Annotated in this window: 14 protein-coding genes; 1 reads left to right on the top strand and 13 read right to left on the bottom strand. The window is 45.7% G+C overall.

The window, feature by feature from the left end; translation table 11 throughout:
- Positions 1-145: 145 nt before the first annotated feature.
- From lhgO to WR49_RS02325, 4 genes are all read right to left on the bottom strand, one after another.
- On the bottom strand, positions 146-1360 hold the full coding sequence (gene lhgO, locus WR49_RS02310) for an L-2-hydroxyglutarate oxidase (protein WP_046222928.1): 1215 nt from the start codon (positions 1358-1360) through the stop codon (positions 146-148).
- A 26-nt stretch (positions 1361-1386) separates the two neighbouring features.
- Positions 1387-3564, bottom strand: a complete 2178-nt coding sequence (locus tag WR49_RS02315; protein WP_046222929.1) for a TRAP transporter permease — start codon at positions 3562-3564, stop codon at positions 1387-1389.
- 195 nt (positions 3565-3759) lie between these two features.
- Complete coding sequence (locus tag WR49_RS02320) at positions 3760-4773, bottom strand: TAXI family TRAP transporter solute-binding subunit (RefSeq protein WP_017057743.1); 1014 nt, start codon at positions 4771-4773, stop codon at positions 3760-3762.
- 322 nt (positions 4774-5095) lie between these two features.
- Entirely contained in the window at positions 5096-6436 is a 1341-nt protein-coding gene (locus WR49_RS02325; RefSeq protein WP_046222930.1) for a sigma-54-dependent transcriptional regulator, read from the bottom strand.
- A gap of 230 nt (positions 6437-6666) precedes the next feature.
- Here WR49_RS02325 and WR49_RS02330 point away from each other — a divergent pair, with 230 nt between their 5' ends.
- Positions 6667-8733, top strand: coding sequence for an ATP-binding protein (locus WR49_RS02330; protein ID WP_046222931.1), 2067 nt, complete (start codon positions 6667-6669; stop codon positions 8731-8733).
- 195 nt (positions 8734-8928) lie between these two features.
- Here WR49_RS02330 and galM read toward each other — a convergent pair whose 3' ends face one another.
- The 9 genes from galM to WR49_RS02380 form a co-directional block, all read right to left on the bottom strand.
- Positions 8929-10017: a galactose-1-epimerase gene (galM, locus tag WR49_RS02340; protein ID WP_082082731.1), complete on the bottom strand. Its 1089-nt coding sequence runs from the start codon at positions 10015-10017 to the stop codon at positions 8929-8931.
- 56 nt (positions 10018-10073) lie between these two features.
- Positions 10074-11012, bottom strand: coding sequence for a glycoside hydrolase family 43 protein (locus tag WR49_RS02345; protein ID WP_046222933.1), 939 nt, complete (start codon positions 11010-11012; stop codon positions 10074-10076).
- A gap of 9 nt (positions 11013-11021) precedes the next feature.
- Positions 11022-12416 carry an MFS transporter gene (locus tag WR49_RS02350; protein WP_017057738.1) on the bottom strand — a complete coding sequence of 465 codons (1395 nt, stop codon included), beginning with the start codon at positions 12414-12416 and terminating at the stop codon, positions 11022-11024.
- Between the two features lie 332 nt (positions 12417-12748).
- A complete protein-coding gene (locus WR49_RS02355; RefSeq protein ID WP_046222934.1) occupies positions 12749-15199 on the bottom strand; it encodes a family 20 glycosylhydrolase in 2451 nt (816 codons plus the stop codon).
- A gap of 108 nt (positions 15200-15307) precedes the next feature.
- The gene (locus tag WR49_RS02360) at positions 15308-15937 is read right to left on the bottom strand and encodes a bifunctional 4-hydroxy-2-oxoglutarate aldolase/2-dehydro-3-deoxy-phosphogluconate aldolase (RefSeq protein ID WP_017057736.1); all 630 of its coding nucleotides are present in this window, start codon (positions 15935-15937) and stop codon (positions 15308-15310) included.
- A 14-nt stretch (positions 15938-15951) separates the two neighbouring features.
- Positions 15952-16920, bottom strand: coding sequence for a sugar kinase (locus WR49_RS02365; protein ID WP_046222935.1), 969 nt, complete (start codon positions 16918-16920; stop codon positions 15952-15954).
- 92 nt (positions 16921-17012) lie between these two features.
- On the bottom strand, positions 17013-18527 hold the full coding sequence (locus WR49_RS02370; RefSeq protein WP_046222936.1) for a sodium:solute symporter family protein: 1515 nt from the start codon (positions 18525-18527) through the stop codon (positions 17013-17015).
- A 205-nt stretch (positions 18528-18732) separates the two neighbouring features.
- Positions 18733-19125, bottom strand: a complete 393-nt coding sequence (locus WR49_RS02375) for a RidA family protein (protein ID WP_004732497.1) — start codon at positions 19123-19125, stop codon at positions 18733-18735.
- A 139-nt stretch (positions 19126-19264) separates the two neighbouring features.
- Positions 19265-20698, bottom strand: coding sequence for an N-acyl-D-amino-acid deacylase family protein (locus WR49_RS02380; protein WP_046222937.1), 1434 nt, complete (start codon positions 20696-20698; stop codon positions 19265-19267).
- Positions 20699-20862 lie beyond the last annotated feature (164 nt).

Below are 20862 nucleotides of genomic sequence, written 5' to 3' on the forward strand. Positions count from 1 at the left end.
CAGACATGTTTGTTAGGTAGAAATATTCTCTAGGTTAAATAGACAAAGTTAAAAAAATCCACGAGTTCGATTCCTAAATAAAATAGAGCTCGCGGATTTTTTATTGTCTGCGGAGAAAAATTCGATCAATGCTCTTAAGTTATCATCAAGCCGTCTTTTTCATCACCTTGGTGCAAATATATTCACCAATCGGCATTGCAGAGGTCGCTGCTGGCGATGGTGCATTACATACATGCAAACTTCTTGGGCTTTCGGCAAACAGAAAATCATGAACTAAGGTGCCATCTTTGAGCACCGCTTGAGCACGAATCCCCGCAGGGTAAGGCTTAAAATCATCAATCGTAATGCTCGGGCAATATTTGTTCACTAACTTTAGATAACCCGGCTTCCACCACGAGTTTTTAAACTCGACCAAACCGGTTTTTAGATTATTCGCAGTCACTTTCCAAAAACCCGCAAAGCTCAGCATCTGACAAGTGTCCTTAAAGCTAAAGTTAAGCTTGCCATAACCTTCTCTCTTCCAGCCTTGAACTGCATTTGGCCCTACTGTTACGGAGCCATCAATCATACGTGTTAAGTGCACACCCAAGAAAGGCAGTTCAGGGTCTGGAATAGGATAAATTAGATGATTCACCACTTGGTTGTGTTTCGCGTCCAACTGATAGTACTCACCTCGATATGGGACAATCTGGAAGTCAGTTTCAATGCCTAGCATGCTGGTCATTCTGTCAGCCATCAAACCTGAGCACGTGATCAAGAATCGACTATTGAGTTGGAGAGTCTGACCATCTACTTTGCAAGTTAACTGGACCTCATCTGCTTGTTCATCCGCCATAACCACTTCGGTGCCTAAACTAAGCTTGCCACCCGCTTCAACAAATTCTTGAGCCATCACTTCAGTCACTTTTTTATAATCCACAATACTGGTGGTTTTGACATAAATCGCGCCCAAGCCCATGATGTTCGGCTCAGCAAGTTTTAGCTGCGCTTGATCCAAGAGATCGACATCAATATCGTTGTCCTGACAACGCTGATAGAGCGCGTTCATTCGCTCTACTTCCTGCTCATTGGTTGCAACCAACAACTTACCGCAGTTTTCGACAGGAATATCGTGTTGGCCACAAAAGGCGATGGTGCGCTCGACGCCACGCTTACAAAAATCCGCCTTTAAACTGCCCGGAGCGTAGTAAACGCCAGCGTGAATCACCCCACTGTTATGGCCAGTTTGATGCTGCGCGAAGCCACGCTCTTTTTCCACTAAAAGAATACTTTTATCGGGGTGAGCTTGTTGCAATTGCCACGCGGTCGATACACCAACAATGCCGCCACCAACAATAATATAGTCGTATATTGAATTCATAATATTCCTACATTCAATCCTTTTAATTATAGGGAAGAAGCGACCGTTCTAGACTCGGTTTGAGGTTTAGTTTCTTCCTCGTTTTTCGATTCTCTTTTCACTTTGTTAGCATCGTATTTGCGACCACTGTGAATAAAAATACCGACAAACAAAGCAACACACACTAAGCGAATTACGACTGAAACATCAGGCCACACCAAGGCCACGCCAAGCACTACTAACACGACTCGAGTCATCACATTGATTTCACTTTCTAGGTAACCCTCAATTGCCGCGATAAACGCGTAAGTGCCAACAATAGCAAAACCACCCGTTACCAGTACCGAGACAATATCCCAGCTCACTAAATTAGTGTAGGCAATCAGCAACGGTACTAGGTATAAACCTTTGGCGATCTTCCAAGCCATTAAACCTGTTCTCATTGGTGGTGTTTTAGCGATAGTCGCTGCCGCAAATGCAGTCAAACAAACTGGCGGTGTCACGTTGCTGTCTTGCGATAGCCAGAAGATGATCAAGTGTGCAGAAAGCAGTGCAAGGCTAATCGCTTCTAGGCCGAGGCTTTGCTCAAGCAGCGTTTCCACAAAATCAGCAGGCACTAAAGCAATCATCTCTTTTGCTGTTTCAAGTGCCATTGGTGCATTCAATAAATCTAACTTGTCTGGTGCCGCCAACATAAAGATGGCTTTCGCCTGTTCAGGTAACTGGCCCGATACCAACAGGTCAAGCAACTGGCTTTCAGCAATCAGTTTATATAAAGCCGGAGCCGACAAAGTGCCCAACACGATATAAGCCGCCGTTACTGGTAAGCCCATACCCAAAATCAAAGAAGCGAGTGCGATCAAAGCAATCATGATGAGCAAGTCGCCATTCGCCCAGCTGTTGATCATCAACGAGAAAGTATTACCTATTCCGGTTGTGCTGATCACGTTGATAACGAGACCAATACCCACCAACAATACTGCCGTCGTCGCCATGTTTTTCGCACCTTGAGAAAGCGCTTCAATGATCGCTTTTGGACCCATTTTATGATTTTTAGAGAACCATGAAGCCACGACCACAGACAGGATAGAGATACCCGCCGCGTAAGTCGGCGTAAAGCCTTTCACCAACAAGGTTACCAACACCGCTAATGGGATCAGGTTGTGCCATCCTGAAAGTAGCACCTTCAACAACGGTTCACACCCTGAAGCCACCTTCTGTACCCCACTACGCTTCGCTTCAATACGCACGAAAAAAGCCACAGACAAAAAGTAGATAAGCGCAGGTAAGAAGGAAACCGCAATGATATCAACATAAGGGATTTGCGTGTAAGACGCCATGATAAACGCGCCCGCCCCCATCACAGGTGGCATCAACTGCCCGCCCGTCGATGCAGCGGCTTCAACACCTGCCGCAAAACGCGAAGGGAAGCCTGCTTTTTGCATCAACGGAATACTGATCACGCCAGTGGATACCGTATTTGCCACGCTAGAGCCTGACACCGATCCCATCAAGCCAGAGCCAATCACCGCAATGAAACCGGGGCCACCAATCACTTTGCCCGCCGCTGCGCGAGACACATCAATGATGTAATCACCGACACCCGATCGCACTAAAAATGCGCCAAATAGGATGAACATGAACACGAAGGTCCAACTTATTCTCGAGATAGAACCGAACATCCCTTCCGAAGAATAAAAGCTTCGATAAAGCAAAGTCTCAAGGCTCAAGCCCGGGAAGTGGAAGATACCACTGGTCCATTGCCCCCAAAGCACCACATAGCTCAAACACACCAAGATAAGCACCGGAATAAACCAGCCCATAGTACGGCGAATCAGCTCAATAACAATCGCAATCGCCAAGATAGAGAAGAACCAATCACTGGCGATAAACTTCACGCCTCGCTCATAAAGCGCATCTTCGGCAAAGGGAATATAGATAAGGCAAGCCAGAGCCGCTAAAGCGATTCCGATATCGACCGCTAAAGCTATTTTGCTCTTTTTAAGCGAGATATGAGCCGGATACCAAAGTGCACAAATGATCGCAAAACCCGCGAAGTGAGTCGCTGAGATCCAAAGCTCTGGCAAGGTCGATAAGGTATTAAACCAAATATGTAACAGCGAGAGTATCACTCCCATTGTCGTTATCGCTTTGCCTACCCACGGGAAATCCGTTCGGGTCGGCAGTTCAAATTTTTTCAGTTCCTGCTGCAGCGAATCGCTCATAGAAAACTCCTGCTCTCCGCAGCAAACACGAAGAGAATATCCATAAAGTGAAGAGGCGCACGAACACATTCTTGAGCGAACGTGCACCAGCAATTAAGTCACGAAGGGGGTAGTTGATGGCAAACCGTTAGTTCATAGAGCAATAGTTCATAAACCAATGGCTCATAAGCCAATAGTTACCTGACAACAGGTAAGCTAGTTGACGATCAACTCAGAAGGGATCTCGATGCCCACTTCTTGGTAGTAACGTGCAGCGCCTGGGTGAAGCGGAACAGGAAGGCCTGCGATCCCTTTCTCAAGTGCCATTGCTTTGGTTGCTTTGTGGATACCTTGTAAGAAAGGTAGGTTTTCATAGATAGCTTTGGTGAGCTGATACACATCCTCTTCAGAGATGTCTTCACGAACCGCTAGAAAGTTAGGTTGTGCGATAGTGGTAATCGGCTGATCGACACCTGGATAAGTGTTTGCTGGGATCTCATATTTTGTCCAGATATTGTAATCGCCGTTCGCTTGTTTGATTTGCGCATCGGTAAACGACAAGATTTGAATGTCTTCACCTAAGGCCGCAAATGCTTGAGTAACCGCCCCGACTGGTACACCAGCTGGCGTATTCATGCCATCAATAGTGCCATTTTGTAATGCGCTCGCACTGCCACCATAACCCATAAAGGCGAGTTTAAATTGTTCTGGGTCTATGGAAAGGCCTCGCATAATTTGACGACCTGAATTCTCTGTTCCTGAGTTTTTCTTACCAATAGAAAACTTTTTACCATTCAAGTTCTTCAAATCAGTCATGGTGCCCGTTTCTGTCAGATCAGAACGAACAATGAAATGCTCAACATTTTGCCATAGCATAGAGACTGAACGCAGTTGCTTTTGACTGCCTGACTTCTCATATGGACCAAGCCCTTGCCACGCCCACGCACCATACAAACCTTGTAAAATGGCAAACTGAGCTTCGTTCTCATTTAACAACTTTACGTTCTCACCGGATCCAGCAGAGCTGATAGCCGCCAAAGAAAAGTGCTGCTTAGGCGCAAGCTTAACTTTACTCAAAGTTGCTAAGGCCACACCAACCGGATAGTAAGTCCCACCCGTTGAGGCCGTCGCTAAAATGTAGCTGCGCTCTTCTTGTGCTGAAGCGTTGCCGATAAGGCCAATAGAGGCCATTGCGATCGCTAAAGTTTTAACTAGCTTGTTGTATTTCATTGTTACTCTCCATGTAGAGTTATTTACGTTATATTTTTGTTAACAACAAAAGCTAGATAGCAAACACAATGCCAACAAGGTAAGTTGTTGATATGGTTTACATTACATAAAAAAACCATTTGAAATAGGCAAAATATTGCTTATTTAACAGCGATTGCATGAGCTGTTTTTTGCTTATCCAAAGCCGTAATTAACACCCTCATAAAGGTGGTTACATCACACTGTGTTACATTTACGTGATCAATGTTAATAAATTGATAAATAAACAATGAGCCATTTCTTGCTCATCAGTCATCATTAATAACGACAGTTAAACGGTTCACTAAGAGTCGACATAGTCACTTCGGTTCAATGCATAACGGACCATTTTTTGGTTTAGTGTTCTGCGTGGTAAATCTAGGTCTTGCATCACATCATTGATACGCCCTTGATAACGCACTAACGCATCGTGAATAACTTTTCGCTCAAAGCTCTGAACCTGGACAGCCAAAGGGATACCCGCAGTGGTGGACTCCGTAACAGAGTTAGGACGATACGCCAAAATATCACCGACTGTCAGACTTTCATCCAATGCAAAACGAATCGCGACATTGCGCAGCTCACGCACATTACCTGGCCACGAGTACGACAACAAAGCATAGCGATCAGCCTCACTAGCAATTCGTGTTTCAGTATTGGCTTCCTGGGTGAAATGTTCGAAAAGAATAAGAGCATCTTCTTCTCGCTCACTGAGCGGCGGTAAATGCAGCTGCGCGACATTCAAACGGTAGAAAAGATCTTGGCGAAAGTCGGGGTGATTGAGTAAATCGCTTTTCGAAGCAGATACCACACGCAAGTCAACATGTTGTTGCTGATTACCACCAACACGCTCAACGACATTATCTTGCAAGGTCCGCAGTACTTTGACCTGCATAGATAGCGGCATACTCTCTATTTCATCAAGAAACACCGTCCCCTTGTCGGCAAACTCTAGCTTACCAATACGTCGTTTGGCGGCTCCAGTAAACGCACCGGCTTCATGGCCAAACAGCTCACTTTCAAATAGGTTTTCTGGAATCGCGCCACAGTTTAGTGGCACAAAAGGGTGAGGTTTTCGCTGACTAAATTCATGTAAACAAGAAGCAACCAATTCCTTACCACAACCAGTTTCACCATAAATAATCACGTTGGTATCAATCGAGGCTACCTTGTGTATTTGCTCTCTCAACTCACACATCACTTTACTGCGACCAATCAGAACCTGTTCAATGCCCTTCAAATTATCTAAATAGCTTTGGCGACTGATCCTGTCTTGGCCACTTTGGAATTTATCTACCGCTTCAGAGACCGTTTGAGAGAGGCGTTCTGGATCAAACGGCTTCTCAATGAAGTCATAGGCACCTTGCTGTAAAGCCTTAACCGCCATATCGACATCACCGTGACCTGTAATCAAGATAACTGGCACGTCTGGCACAAGCTTTTTAAACCGTCCTAATAGCTCAACCCCATCAATATCAGGCAAGCGCACGTCACTAATGATGGTTTGGAAATCACCAAGCTCTATTGCGTTTAATGCATCTTGTCCAATCTCAAATGCGGTGACATCAAAACCCGCCAACTGTAGCCATTGGCTAGTTGCTTGACGCACTATCGCATCATCTTCAATCAAAGCAATACGCTGCATAATTTTGTTCCGCTGCTTACATCTGAATAATGTCGCCCACGGTATGTAAAAACACCGCAGACTAAAAGGAGCTAGCTCCCACTTTGGATAACACTCCTTTAACCGTTTTGTAATGTTTGTTAGCTTCAATTTGTCTCACACTTCATCTTCCAAGTCATAAAACCGTGAAGCTTCGCACTCACTCATTTAAAGAGACAGACAGCTAACTAATTAAAAGGATTTAATCAAGAATGGTTAAAAATAATCGATATTGGCTGTTCGTGTTCGCCTGTTTGTTAATTGGTTTGGTTCAGCTAGCCACTAAAAATGGGATAAGCCAGTGGAAGCTTGAGCAAGCTCAGCGTTATGCAGAACAACGCTTTCTTGGGTACATTGCTGAAGCAAGACGCACACTCAAACGTTTTTACTATTTGCCTTATCTGGTCACGAACGATGAAACCAGCGTTCGTTTTATTGATGGAGAAAGTCGCCTCCAAAAACACATTAAAAAACAACTAATTCAATTAGACAAAGCGGCCAACACCAAGGGGTGGTATCTACTTTCTGCTGAAGGTGAGTTGTTAGTTTCCAGTGTCGAAAGAAGCAAGCTGAGTAAAAAGAACGCCAATACGATTGTGTCTAAGATCCACCAGCAAGGTGGCGCTATCTCAGTGGTCACCAAAAATAAAGGCGTGACACCCGATTACTTCATTGCGGCACCGGTTTATCGAGCATCCGATGTGGTGGGTATTGTTGCGGTACAAATCGACTTATCGCTTCTTATCGATCAATGGTTTGCCGATGGTGAAGCTATACTGTTTCAAAACCCTCGAGATCAGTTCTTCCTCTCTAGTGATAACCGATTGAGTGCCGATTGGTTCAACGACACCTTCAATTCTCAGCCTAGAGCCACAAAACGCGAGTTGTATGATCAAACCCATATTCAAGTATGGCAACTACAAGGTAAGGACTACCTGATTCAATCGATCAAATTGGACGATCTAAATTGGCGATTAACCTATTTGACCCCATTAACTAGCCTCAACCAAACCACTAACTGGATAAGTTGGAGCGTGGCGGTGGGCTGCCTTTTCGTTCTGTTATTGTTGGTTATCCTCTATCAAAGACGACAGAAAAAGATCAGCAATTTGCGAATCCAAAAGCTCATCGAAGAGTCGGAGAAACGACTGTCTAGGATGATCAATAAGACGCATGTTGGGTTAGTACTGATCGATAAATACGGCCATATCCACGATATCAACCTGATGGCAAAGAAATACTTTTCCCTGTCCGACTCAATGATCAGCAACATCAAAGCGTGGCAACTTTTTGAGGCGGGCAATCCAAATTCAACCACACTTCAACTGCTCAAAAATTTAGAACAACACCAAGAACTGGCCGAGATCACAAGTGTAGAAACCATGGCAAGACGCAGTGATGGTAGCTACTTTCCTGTGTTGTTCTCTATTAGCGCTTTCCCTTGGCATGACACTACTTATTACCTGTGTACGGTGATCGATATAAGTAAACGCAAGAAAGCGGAAATTGCGGTGCAAAACGCCAATAAAACGCTGAAACTGCGGGTTGAAGAGCGAACACAAGATCTAAAAGATGCACAGCAAGAGCTAGTTGAATCAAGCAAGCTCGCAGCGTTAGGTCGCATGTCGAGCGCGATCACTCATGAGCTTAATCAGCCGCTTACCGGCCTAAAAACTCTGCTTTCTAGCAATCAATTACTGATGGAAAGAGGCGAGACCAAACTGTTGAAAGCGAACATGGACTTAGTAATGAGCCTCATCGACCGAATGGCTAACATGACCAGTCAGTTGAAGTCGTTTGCCTTTAAAAGGCTGGAAAGCCCCTACCCAGTTTCTCTCACAGAGGCGCTACAAGAAACCCTAAGAATTCACCAAGCCGAGTTAAAAAACATTGATATGCGAGTACGTATCGCGTCCAATATTTCGATGGTGATGGGAGAAGAGGCACGACTTCGCCAAGTGCTGGGTAACCTGATCAGAAACGCCGTTGACGCCACAAACCATCAAACGCCTACCACTATTATTGTCAGCGCACACACCGAACAACAACGCGTGGTGATCAAGGTTCAAGACAATGGCTGCGGCGTCTCAGAAGACCAACTCGAAACTATCTTCGAACCCTTCCATACCAATAAAAAGATGGGCGAAGGTTTGGGGCTCGGGTTGGCAATCACCGCCAACAACGTGCGTGATATGCAAGGTACTTTGATAGCGAAAAACAACCCAGACCAAGGCATGACTTTCATCCTAACGCTGCACAATGTAAATAGTCAGGAATAACCGGTACGCTCCGTTGAAAGTAATCATGAATGCAGGCAGTTGAACACAAGCAGTTGAAAGTAAAGGCCCACTCTGAACCACTCTACTTTTGTCGCGGGTTCAAGAATAAAGTGGGTTTAAGCCCGAAGCTTTATTGTGAGAAAGTGATGAAGCGCCATGTTGGGCTGGAACCCTACCAACCCAAATCGTTTGTGATCACTGGCTATGATGGGTTATAAACTGATAACTGGTTTGATGCTGATAGAATGACTTTTTGGTAAGAAAACGTTTGTTCGCTTCCGGCCATGTTGGATGGTTTGGACAGTCAGGTAGGAACTGAGTCTCAAGCGCAAGCCCTTGATAGTTTTGATACTTCCCAGTACGAGATGGCGTTCCTGACAAGAAGTTCCCGCTGTAGAATTGAATCGCTGGTTTGTCGGTAAACACAGACATCACCACCTGTTTATCGGAACTGGTTAGGCGAACTATAGTACTCACACCGTCAGTCAATTCTTCAGGCAAAGTAAAAGCGTGGTCATAACCTTTGGCCAACTTTTGGTCTTCATCTTGTTGTAAACGGGCTCCGATTCTCTGAGCTGTACTAAAATCAAAATTGGTCCCTTGCACCGCTTTCAGTTCACCCGTCGGAATGAGCTTATCATCAGTGGGCAGATATTCGTTGGCACGCAGCTGCAATTCATGATCGAGAATGGTTTTGCCAGATTCCGCACCGTCTAAATTAAAGTAGGCGTGGTTAGTTAGGTTGACTGGGCAATCTTTGTCGCAAATAGCCGAATATTCGATACACAGCTGGTTGTTTTCCGTCAACGTATACGCGACTTCAGCGGAAAGGTTTCCCGGGAAACCTTGGTCACCGTCGGGAGACATCAAACAGTAAGTAATGTGTAAATCACTTTTGTCTTTCACCAACCAGCGGCGCTTATCAAAACCCTCAATACCACCGTGTAAGCTATTGCCATTATCATTACGGGTAATGGAATAAACCTGTCCGTTTAAGTTGAATTGCCCTTTGGCAATACGGTTGGCAAAACGGCCTATGGTCGCACCTAAAAACGCCGAGTGAGACTGGTAATCGTGCATTGATGTCATGCCGAGCAACACTTCACGCTGACCAAAAGGCGTTGGAACTTGGCAGCTCAACCATGTTGCACCAATATCCATGAAAGTAGCTGTCATGCCGTGGTGGTTACGTAAGGTATGAACCTTGGCCGGCTTGTCATCGGTAAAAAGATCGCTCTCGATAGCAGCCTTGATCGAGCTGGGTGGGATGATGCTGTTAGGCATAGATACTCCTTGCAAAAACTCAGTACCTGCAAGTTGCAGGTACTGAGGTAACTGGATTAAATCGCTTCACCGAAGATGGGAAAGCCGTCTTTCCAAATGAGGCGTTTAATGCGTGTGTGGCGATTCGGGTCCCAAAGCGGGTCACCTTCAATTTCGGTGTAATCACGTGCGTGATACACCAACAGATCATGCCCTTGTTCATCGACCGTAAAACTGTTGTGGCCAGGCCCGTAGATCTTTTTCTCCCAGTTAGTTTTAAACACTGGCTGCTTCGATTTCACCCAGCTTTTTGGGTCAAGCAAGTCACTGTTTTCATCCGCGTACAGCAGACCCATACAGTAATTTTCGTCGGTCGCGCTGGCGGAGTAAGTCATCCAGAATTTTCCGTGACGGTGGATAACCGACGGTCCTTCATTGACCCAAAAACCAATTTTTTCCCACTCAAACTCTGGAAGGGTCAAACATCGGGGAGCGGTACGTAGCTTAGTCGGTGTTTCTAACTCCGATATATAGATATTGGAGTTACCGCCGATGTTGTTGTCTTTTTGCGCCCAAACATAGTAGTTAACTCCATTGTGATTGAAAGACGTCGCATCTAGACAGAACGTGTCTATGCCAGTATCGACTTTCCCTTCGAACGTCCATTCTGATGTGATCGGGTTTGGATTCGAATTGGAAATCGCATACATACGGTGCTGGAACAGCCCATCGATGATTTCTCGTGATGGCGCGGCAGCAAAGTAGACGTACCAAGCGTTATCGATAAAGTGAAGCTCTGGCGCCCAGATTAAGTCACTGTATGGACCCGTATCTGGTTTGTACCATGCGTTGACGAGTTCGCTGGTGGTGTCGAGTTCAGAGATACTCTTTGCTCGACGAATCTCTATGCGATCATATTCCGGTACCGAAGCGGTAAAATAGTAATAGCCGTCCGAGTGTTTGAAGATGTGTGGATCAGCACGCTGCTCTATAATAGGATTTACGAATTCAGTCATACTCTCGCCTTAATTTTCGAAACTTGTTTGAGGTTTTGAAGGTTGAACTTCACTTAGGTTTTTCTTTCCGCCTTGGATATTTGCGGCCGTCATCGATTGGTAGTACTTGTCAGTCACTTTGTATTTAGACATCAGTGAGCCCATTAGGAAGTGGAAAAAACCAGGGATAACCGTCAGCATCAGTGCGATACCGGTAAGGGCGTAGTCTGATTGCGCTTCGTTTGGCACGTAATTGAAATAGGTAAGTAGCCAACCAACCACCGCACCGCCGATCCCCATACCTAGCTTTTGGCTAAAGGAGATACCGCCAAACGCTAGGCCAGAAACACGTTGACCTGTTTTGTATGCGCCGTAGTCTACGGCTTCGGCAATCGCAGACCAAAATACAGGTGCATGCAAATCTACGACGAAAGAAACTAAGAAATACAACACGAAAGCCAAAGCCAAATCTTCACGACCAACAAATACGTAGAGCATCAAGCTTAATAACAGTACCGATACTTGGCTGTAACGGAACAGTTTAATTTTGCAGTACTTTTTAGTGATCCAAGTTGACGCAACCATCGCCAGAATCGCCGCACCGACACCCGTTGCAAGGAAGGCTGAGATAGTACCCGCGTCACCACTGAGGTAGTACTTGGCATAATACGCTGCAACTGACCCACGAATCACGTAGCCGATAGTACCTGTCACACATACCGCACACAGCACTAACCATTGGTCGTTTCTCATCAGCAATTTAACTTGGTCTTTGAATGACTTTTTGTCGACCACGTGTTCAATACGCTCTTTGGTGGTCGCGAAACAAAACAAGAACAGCAACGTACCCATCAATCCCATCAAACCCATCGAATATTGGTAACCCAATTGGATGTTATCTTGACCCCAAGCGGTTGATAACTGCGGAACGATAATGGTGACAAGAAAAGCCGCGATCTTAGCGAAGAACAAACGGTAACCGTTCGCAGACAAGCGTTCTTTCGGGTCGTCGGTCATCACACTGATCAAAGAGATGTATGGAATTGTCACTGCCGTAAACATGACAGTGATCAGGATATATGTCGCGTAAGCGTAAACCAGCTTAGTGTTGTAATCACCGTCTGGTGTGCTGAAAGCTAAGTAGACCGAGACACCAAAAGGAATCGCAAGAAAGAGTAGGTATTGACGGTAACGACCCCAGCGAGAGGTAAACTTATCGGTAATCATGCCCATCAACGGGTCGGTCACCGCATCGATTAATCGGACCACAATGAATAACATCGCTAAGTCTTCGGGTTTGATACCAAAAATATCCGTATAGAAGAATGTAATGATTAACATCATCGATGAAATCACCACATTGACAGCCATATCTCCGGCGCCAAATCCGACTTTTTCAAGGACAGGTAATTTGTACTTATACATAGGGACTATTCCTTTTTCAGATTAGGCCCAGATATTACTCATAAATTATTTGTGGGGATGTAACCTACCTTAAATATAAGAATAGACAGCCATTTTGTTCATTCTTTCAGCTAATTTGTTTATGCTAGGTTGAATAAAACAAACTCATATTCTTTACTCTTTAAGGCGTGTCTCAGTTTAATATCTAGTAACGACTCCAAAATATTGAGACAAATTAATCACTATTCCCCACAGAGGGCGGTTTTGAATCTCTTATTGTCGTGTAACTTATTAGTAGCTATGCAGCTTTTATCTATTTAGCGGTTAGCTAATCGACTAGCAGGTTATTCACTCTATTCAGTCAGACGCTTTAACAGTAGCTCTGTTGGGCGAACAATCGCGATGATCGATTCGTCGTAGATTTTCGCAGAATCAGACAGTATCGCTTGGTAGGCATTCGCATCTGATGCTCTAACTTTTTCACCCGCTTGTGCTTTAGCAATCAAGGTTAACGCCAAGTCTGCGACTTCCGCTGTTTTTTCTGCGACAACCACAGTCTCTACCGAAGACACATTACCAGCGAAGACATTTTTAGCCACGAGTGCAGCCGCTTTTGCTTGTTGATAATGCTCTGTAAGTTGCTCAAGCGCTTGTTGATTGCCTGTCGCCACTTCATTGACCAAGTCTTGCATCTCATACACGGCGTAGCTTTCCACTGGCAGCGCATCCACAAAGCGGTTTAAGCGCTCGTATTGGCTGTATAAAGTACCCTTAGGCTCAGTAGAATTCCACTTCTCCCAGTTACGTGCGTAGTACTGTGCTGGCTCGGTGTATTTCGCAAGCACTTGCAGGTCGTGAATATCCTGGCCTTTAGCAATGCGTTTTAACAACATATCAGCATCCGCATGATGACGCAGCCCAACCGAGACTTCAGACCATGTATCCATCGCTTTCATACGCTTATACATACTGCGCTCGTCGGTCAATGCGGCATCAGACCAGAAGCGCTCTGCAATCGCGTAGCTGCGTGGCCATAGATAGTTTTCAACCGTGTGGCTGTCTTTGTTTTCTAACCACATGGTGATCTCGCCACCTAAAATCAGCTCTTTTTCTTTGTCGTTTAGCTCTGCAGGGTAACCGCCATTTGGCTCTGGAATCACGCTGCCTTCAATATCACTGCTCGCAATCACTTCACCTGTGGTTGGCCAACGCACGTTACCGACCCGTTGGTAACTGCCTTCTGCAAAACCCTTTGAATTCAGATTTAGGTTGAACTCGGTGTACGACATGAAGTTATCGAAGTGACCAACAAAGGTTTTGCCCGGCACATAATCAAGGATGAAGATCTCTTCGCGAGACTTGCCGTTGTAATCACTGAATGCGCGGAAAGTGCCGTCCTTAGCTTCAATAATAGCCAGTGTTCCCTTACGTGGGCCGCCTTTTGAACGTGGCTTCTCCCATTGATACGTCACGAACTTTTCGCCGCTGTGCAGCTTATCGTCAACAGTGATGCCCGTTGGCATAGGGTCATTGCGATAGTGGTAGCTCGTCGGCTGTGGTTGATCTAGGTAGTAGCCCGTAGAAAGAATACCTGGGTAGCCCTCTTTCGCCGCGCGACCAATGCTGTCGTGCCCTTGCCAGCTTTGAATCACGATTGAAGTCGGCAGTTCTTTATGCCAAATCTCATCCCAACCCGTCATCTTCTTACCGCGCTCTTCCAGCATCTTCTCAACTTTTACATTGAGGTAAGACTGCAAGCCACGCTCGCCATCGATATTGTTCTCTTCAATGAACTCTTGGTGCTTTTCGCTGTTTTTCCATTGCGCATAGTTCGGCTCATCGCCACCAATGTGGAAGTACTCATCTGGGAATAGTTCTGTCACTTCGTCGAATACGTCGCCCAGCATTTCATAGAGCTCTGGGTTAAGTGGGTCCATCAATGGCTCAAATACGCCCCAGCCACGTTCTTGTTCGTAGCTTTGACCTTCACCACCCGACATCAAGCGTGGGTAAGCATGCGCTACAGCAGAAGAGTGACCCGGAAGAGAAACTTCAGGAATCACACGAATACCGAGGTTACGGGCGTATTCAACTAGGTAGCGAACTTGGTCTTTGGTGTAGTAATTACCATCGGCGGTTTCAGACCACAGACGCGGCCATGATTCGGTTTGAATGCGAATGCCTTGGTCGTCCCAGAAGTGCCAATGGAATACGTTCATCTTCGCCGACGCCATCGCATCTAACTGACGAATCAGCACATCGAATTCAATGAAGTGACGTGAAGTATCGTAAGAAACACCACGCCAGCGGAAGCGAGGCTCATCGACTATCGTAACGGCAGGAATATGGTAGCCAGTCGCTGTGGTTTCAACGAGCTGTAAAAGGGTTTCGATGCCGTGAATAGTGCCGTATGGGCTTGGAGAGCTCAGCGTGATTTGTTCACCCTGAGTGGTAATTTTGTAGGACTCTACAGAGTCGATATTTTGTATTTCAGACTTTGGCGCCGCGTCGATATCAATGATCAGGTTCGCTTCGTCTTCACTATCAACCTGCCAATTTAAAATCGGCACACCCGTCTGACGCTCAAGGCGATCAATAAAGCGTTTCGCCGTGTATTCAACGCGATCAGAATTAAAACCTTTGATGTAAACCTTGAAGTTACCGTCGACCTTAACTTGCCCAGCTTGCAGCTCGACCGTTTGTGGGTACGGCATTAAATTTAGATCGGTATTTGGAGCCATTGCTAACGCCATTGGGGACACTACTGAACCTGAAATCAATAGGGATAATATAGTTTTTTTCATTATTAGTTTTCCTAGATAAATATGGTTCTGTTTTGTTTATCGGAGGTAATTCACAAAACAGAACCATCAACCACTGCTGTTGTTTATCTTTATTCCAAACGCTTCTCGTTAGTTCACAAGAGCGACCGCTTCTCGAACTAACTCCGCGATCTCGTCCCACTGTTCGTTCTCGATCATCTTCGGAGATACCATCCAAGTACCACCACAGCACACCACGCGTTCCACGGCTAGGTAGTCATTGACGTTGTGTTTGCCGATACCGCCTGTTGGCATTAGTGACACATCAACGTATGGCGCTAGCAGAGACTTCACCATGTTGATGCCGCCAGACGCTTCCGCTGGGAAGAACTTCAAGAAGTTAAGGCCAAGCTCTAGCGCTTGCTCGACTTGGCTCGGGTTGTTTACGCCCGGAACGATTGGCATACCGATCTCCTGGCAACGTTTTACGGTGTTTGGGTTAAGGCCCGGTGCCACAATGAACTCACTACCCGACTCTTTCGCTAGGTCAATCTGCGCTGGCGTTAATACTGTGCCAGCACCGATACACATCTCTGGATACGCATCGCGCATCGCACGAATCGCGTCTGCTGCCGCTTCAGTGCGGAATGTCACTTCAGCAACGGGCAAGCCATTTTCTACTAGAACTTTTGCCAGTGGAATCGCGTGTTCAACCTTGTTGATTTGGATTACAGGAATAACTTTGAATTGCTTAAGTGTGTTGATCATTTCTTGAGACATAATAATTCCGCTTTTTATTTTTTAATCAGTTGGCTCATAGCGCTCACGGGGATGATCGCGCCAGAGTATTGGATAACAGTGGAAGCCAGTTGGTGGCCAAGTTCAGCGGCGTCGGTGGCGCTCTCGCCAGTAAGGCGCGCCGCCAAATAACCCGCGGCAAATGAATCGCCCGCCGCGCAGGTATCAACCACATTAGAAACACGAGTCGCTGACACATAACTCTCAACGACATTGCCTTGTTCAACTTGAACAATTTTGCATGGCTCGCAGCCACGTTTGATGACGATCTCTTGGCAACCCAAGCGAAGGCAGCGTTGTTGAACGCTTTCTGAGTTGCCCCACACAAGCAGGTCGTCGTCTTCGGTAATCAGTGCGATGTCTACCAATGGCAGTAACTTGGCGTACCAATGTCGAGCTTGCTCGGTGCTCCAAAGTTGCGGGCGATAGTTATTATCAAAAACCACCTTGCCGCCTTGGTTTGAGAACACACTAATCGCGTTGAATAGGCGCTCACGAGAGGCATCATCCAAGATTGCGATACTGATACCGCTGATGTAAACCGCATCGACTTGCTTCTCTGTCAGAGCGATTTCAAGCTTATTCAGGTTGTCGGTTTGCTTGTTTAAGTTATCGATTTGAAAGTAAGATTTTACTGCCGCGTCGTTGCGCCAGTAGTGAAAGTGTCGCTCACCCGTTTCATCGGTTTCGACCATGTAGAGTCCAGGAAGCTTGTTCGCAATGCGTTCAACGAAATTGGTTTGGATACCCTCTAACTGCCAGCTATCAATCATATTTTGAGACAGTTCATCACAACCAAGACCCGTCGCGTAATGCACAGACAGATTTTGATGTTGGGTTAAGCGAGAAAGGTAAAGCGCCGTATTGAGCGTGTCACCGCCAAATTTTTTGGTTAATGGAGAGCCGCTGATTTCGACCATACATTCGCCGAAGAAAGCAATATTGAACAGAGAAGATGCCGACATAGCCGTTCCTAAAAATAGAGATAATTGACTTTAGAAAAGGCCCTACCGTTAAGCAGGACCTGAATTAAGCAAACCAGTTGTGGAGACTAGGTTTAGCTTGTTTGATTTGCAGGGCGTTGAGGTGCCGCTTCTTCTTCAAGTACGCCAGTCTCAGACATTTCCATCTCCATCAGAGCACGCTCGTCATCAAGAATCGCTTTCGCCATTTCTGGTGTTACTTGGTTAGCCGGAGTACATAGGCTGACAGCCACACCTGCTGCTAGAGCAAACAGACATGAAGGAATCACAGGGTTACCCCAGAAAGCCGTGTAGTCTGCGTTTAGCATTACAACAAATGAAGCCACAGAAGCACCCGCTAGCGTTGCAAGCGCACCTTGCCAGTTGTAGCGTTTCCAGAATTTACCCAACATACCGCACACGAACATGCCCGACATTACCGTTGAAATCATCTTAGTGATGTAGCCAATGATGTCGTTCGACGTCAGTGCGAACAACAGTGCAAAACCAATCACCACAATCAGTGCCAAGCGAGAGTAGTTCAGCATTGATTCTTTGTTTGGCACGCGGCCAGTGAACATCACGTAAACGTCACGCAGTAGGATAGACACGCCCGCAATCGCATCTGAGCTTGCGCTCGACATGGTTGCAGATAGGCCCGCGATAAGAACAATCATACCTACGCCAACTGGAAGAACCGTTGCTGCTACGTAAGGGAACGAGTAGTTCGGGTTATCCAATGATGGGTCGATGGCGTGAGCAGCCATACCAATGATTGCAGGGATGATTGAGAAGAAAAGATACAACACACCCGATGCCACAAATGAGCGACGGATAGTTGAAACATCTTTACCAGAGTAGATGCGTTGGCGGAATGAAGGCGTCGCCAGTACACCAACACCGATAACCACAGACAAAGAAACAGCAGGCAGAATACCCAGTTTATCGATTGCTAAAAAGCTCGTAGCAGCAGGGTCCATCGCAGCGTAAAGGTTATCCATGCCACCGATGTGATCCACAGACATAACCGCCATCAAGATGAAGCCAGCAAAAAGGATGATAGCTTGGATAGTATCGGTCCATACAACCGCTGTGTAACCACCGATCACCACGTAGATAGTAAATGCCGCAGCAATAATAATCTTCGCAAGGTTAAGGTCGATGTCAGCAATCCACGCTAGGTACATGCCGCCACCTAGAATGTGCGCACCCAACCAACCGATTGACGCGATAAAGATAAGCAGACCAACCACGTTTTTCACGATTCGGTTAGCTCCAACATAGTAAGCCAGCTCTTCACTCATGGTCATGAAATTCAATTTACGAACCGGAGCAAACCAAAGTGCAAGTAATAGGATGCCTATCGCACCACCAATGCCGTACAGAGCACCTGCCCAGCCATTTGCGTAGCCGAAGCCAACCGCACCCATACTTGAACCCGTACCGACCATCGTCGCTACTGTTGTGCCAAGTACTAAGAACATAGGTAGGCCACGGCCACCTAATAAGAAATCTTCGCCAGATTTTTGATTACGCGAGACAAACCAGCCTAACCAAATTAAAAATAATACGTACACGCCGAAGCCTGTAAGAAAAAGTGTGCTGTTCATTTGACACCTCTCAGTGAAATATTGAGTTCATTCCTGAACTTTATTTATGATTCATTCATTTTATATTTCATATAATTACTTTATTGATTTTATCTTTTTTAATTAAAGTAATTTTTATAAATGTAGGGTGAGAGTATTAAAGGATAATAACAGGGATGACTAACCCCTAATACTCTCTAAGTAGGTAATTGTGATTAGGTTATTACTATCCGCGATCGGCGCGGTAGCAAGTCACATCTACTTCAACCTTCACGTCTACAACTAAGTCGCAAACCATGCAGATACGGGCCGGTGGGTTAGCACCGAAGAACTCTTTGAATACCTTATTAAAAGATTGGAAGTAACGAGAATCCGTTAGCACAACCTTTACGTGCATTACGTCTTCTAGGCCGTAGCCCGCTTCAGTCATGATATCGACACAGTTTTGGATCGCTAGGCGAGACTGGTCAACAATGCCACCCTCAACCACTTCACCATCTGTCATCGGTGTCTGGCCAGAAACGTATAGGAAACCACCTGCTTCAGTTGCACGTGCAAATGGTAAATGTTGTCCGCCTGTACCTGTACCGCCTTCAACACCGTAACGTTTAATAGTCATTTTTTAACTCCACTTATTTATAGATAATATTGGGTTTATAGATAACATTGGCTTTATAGATAAAACAAATTCTATTCCAATATATTTAAATTAATTCGTCGTTTTTATAATCACCTGAATTTAATAAATAACTTAAACTCTAGTTTCGGTAAATAAAAACGCCTGAACGATTATTTCTTACTTTTCCTTGCTGGTAAGTTAATTCACCATTTACAAATACACTTTCTATTCCTTGAGCAACTGAAATAGGATTTTCAAATGTTGCTGTGTCTTTAATATTCTTTGGATCAAATAAAACTAAATCGGCAAAGGCACCGCAGCGAACTTCGCCTCGACCCGCTAAGTTGTAACGCTGAGCCGACATTCCGGTCATCTTGTGAATCGCTTCTGGCAACGAGAACAGTTTTTCGTCTCGGCAATAATGACCTAACACTTTCGGGAAGGTGCCCCACAATCTTGGATGTGGATGCGGGTCATTGGGTAAACCGTCTGAGCCGACCATGGTCAGTTTGTATTTCAATACACGCTTTACGTCGTTCTCATCCATGCAGTGATAAACCGCGCCCGCTGGTTGAAGCGCTTTTGCCGCGTCCATCAGGGGTAGATTCATTTCATCAGCAATCTGCTTAAGCGTTTTGCCTGCGTGTTCTGGTTTTGCTTCAGACCAAGTGATAAAGATGTCGAAATCGTCGGTCACTTGTTTCAAATCTAATGTCGAAGAGCTCGCTGAGTATGGGTAGCAGTCACAAGACACATCTTGGTGCTCAGAAACCTTGTCCATCAAATCAAGAACTTCAACAGTTCTGCCCCAGTTGCCCGCACCTGCACATTTAAGGTGAGAGATAACAACAGGCACTTTCGCGTATTGTCCTGTCTCAAATGCCTCTTCCATCGCGCTTAAGATCTCTTCAAATTCAGTACGCATATGCGTGGTATAGATGCCGCCGTGACTAGAAAGCACTTTCGCTAACTGCATCACTTCGTTGGCATTCGCTTGTTTCGCGCTAGCGTAAGCCAAACCCGAGCTCAAACCTAATGCGCCTTGCGCCATCGCCAAATCAAGGTTGGTTTGCATCGCTGCGATTTCGTCTTCGCTTGCAGTGCGCTGCAGGTCGTCCATCACTTGGTTGCGCAATGTGGTATGGCCAACTAACGCAGCGACGTTTACTGCGGGTTTAGCTTGCTCTACCGCTTGTGCATACGCGGCGAAAGTTGGGTATTTAAAGTCAGCTTGTGCGCCTAAAAGATTCATTGGGTCAGGTGGATCACCAGCCAAAACGGTTGGTGATGCGCTGATGCCACAGTTGCCAACAATCACGGTTGTAACACCTTGGCTGATCTTAGGCAGGCAGTCTGGGTAACGAATTACGTTGGTATCGTCATGTGTATGTACATCGATAAATCCAGGAGCCAATGCTAAGCCTGCTCCCTCAACCAACTGGCCACAATCTTCGTGATCGATTTGACCAATTTCGGCTATTTTTCCATCTCGGATTGCTACATCGGCACAAAACGATTGTTCGCCGGTGCCATCAAACACCTCTACATTTTTAATTATCGTATCGAACAACATTTTTCACTCTCTCAATCCACTGTGTTGATGGAGCTATATTAGAAATTCAGCCGATTATTTTCAGTGACAAAACACACATAATATTTTAATTTGTGTGATAGTTTCTACCACAAAACAGATTGTGGATATATTTAAACATTAAATAACAACAACTTAAATCATGT

It is taken from the genome of Vibrio sp. ECSMB14106, assembly GCF_000972265.1.
GTDB lineage: Bacteria > Pseudomonadota > Gammaproteobacteria > Enterobacterales > Vibrionaceae > Vibrio > Vibrio kanaloae.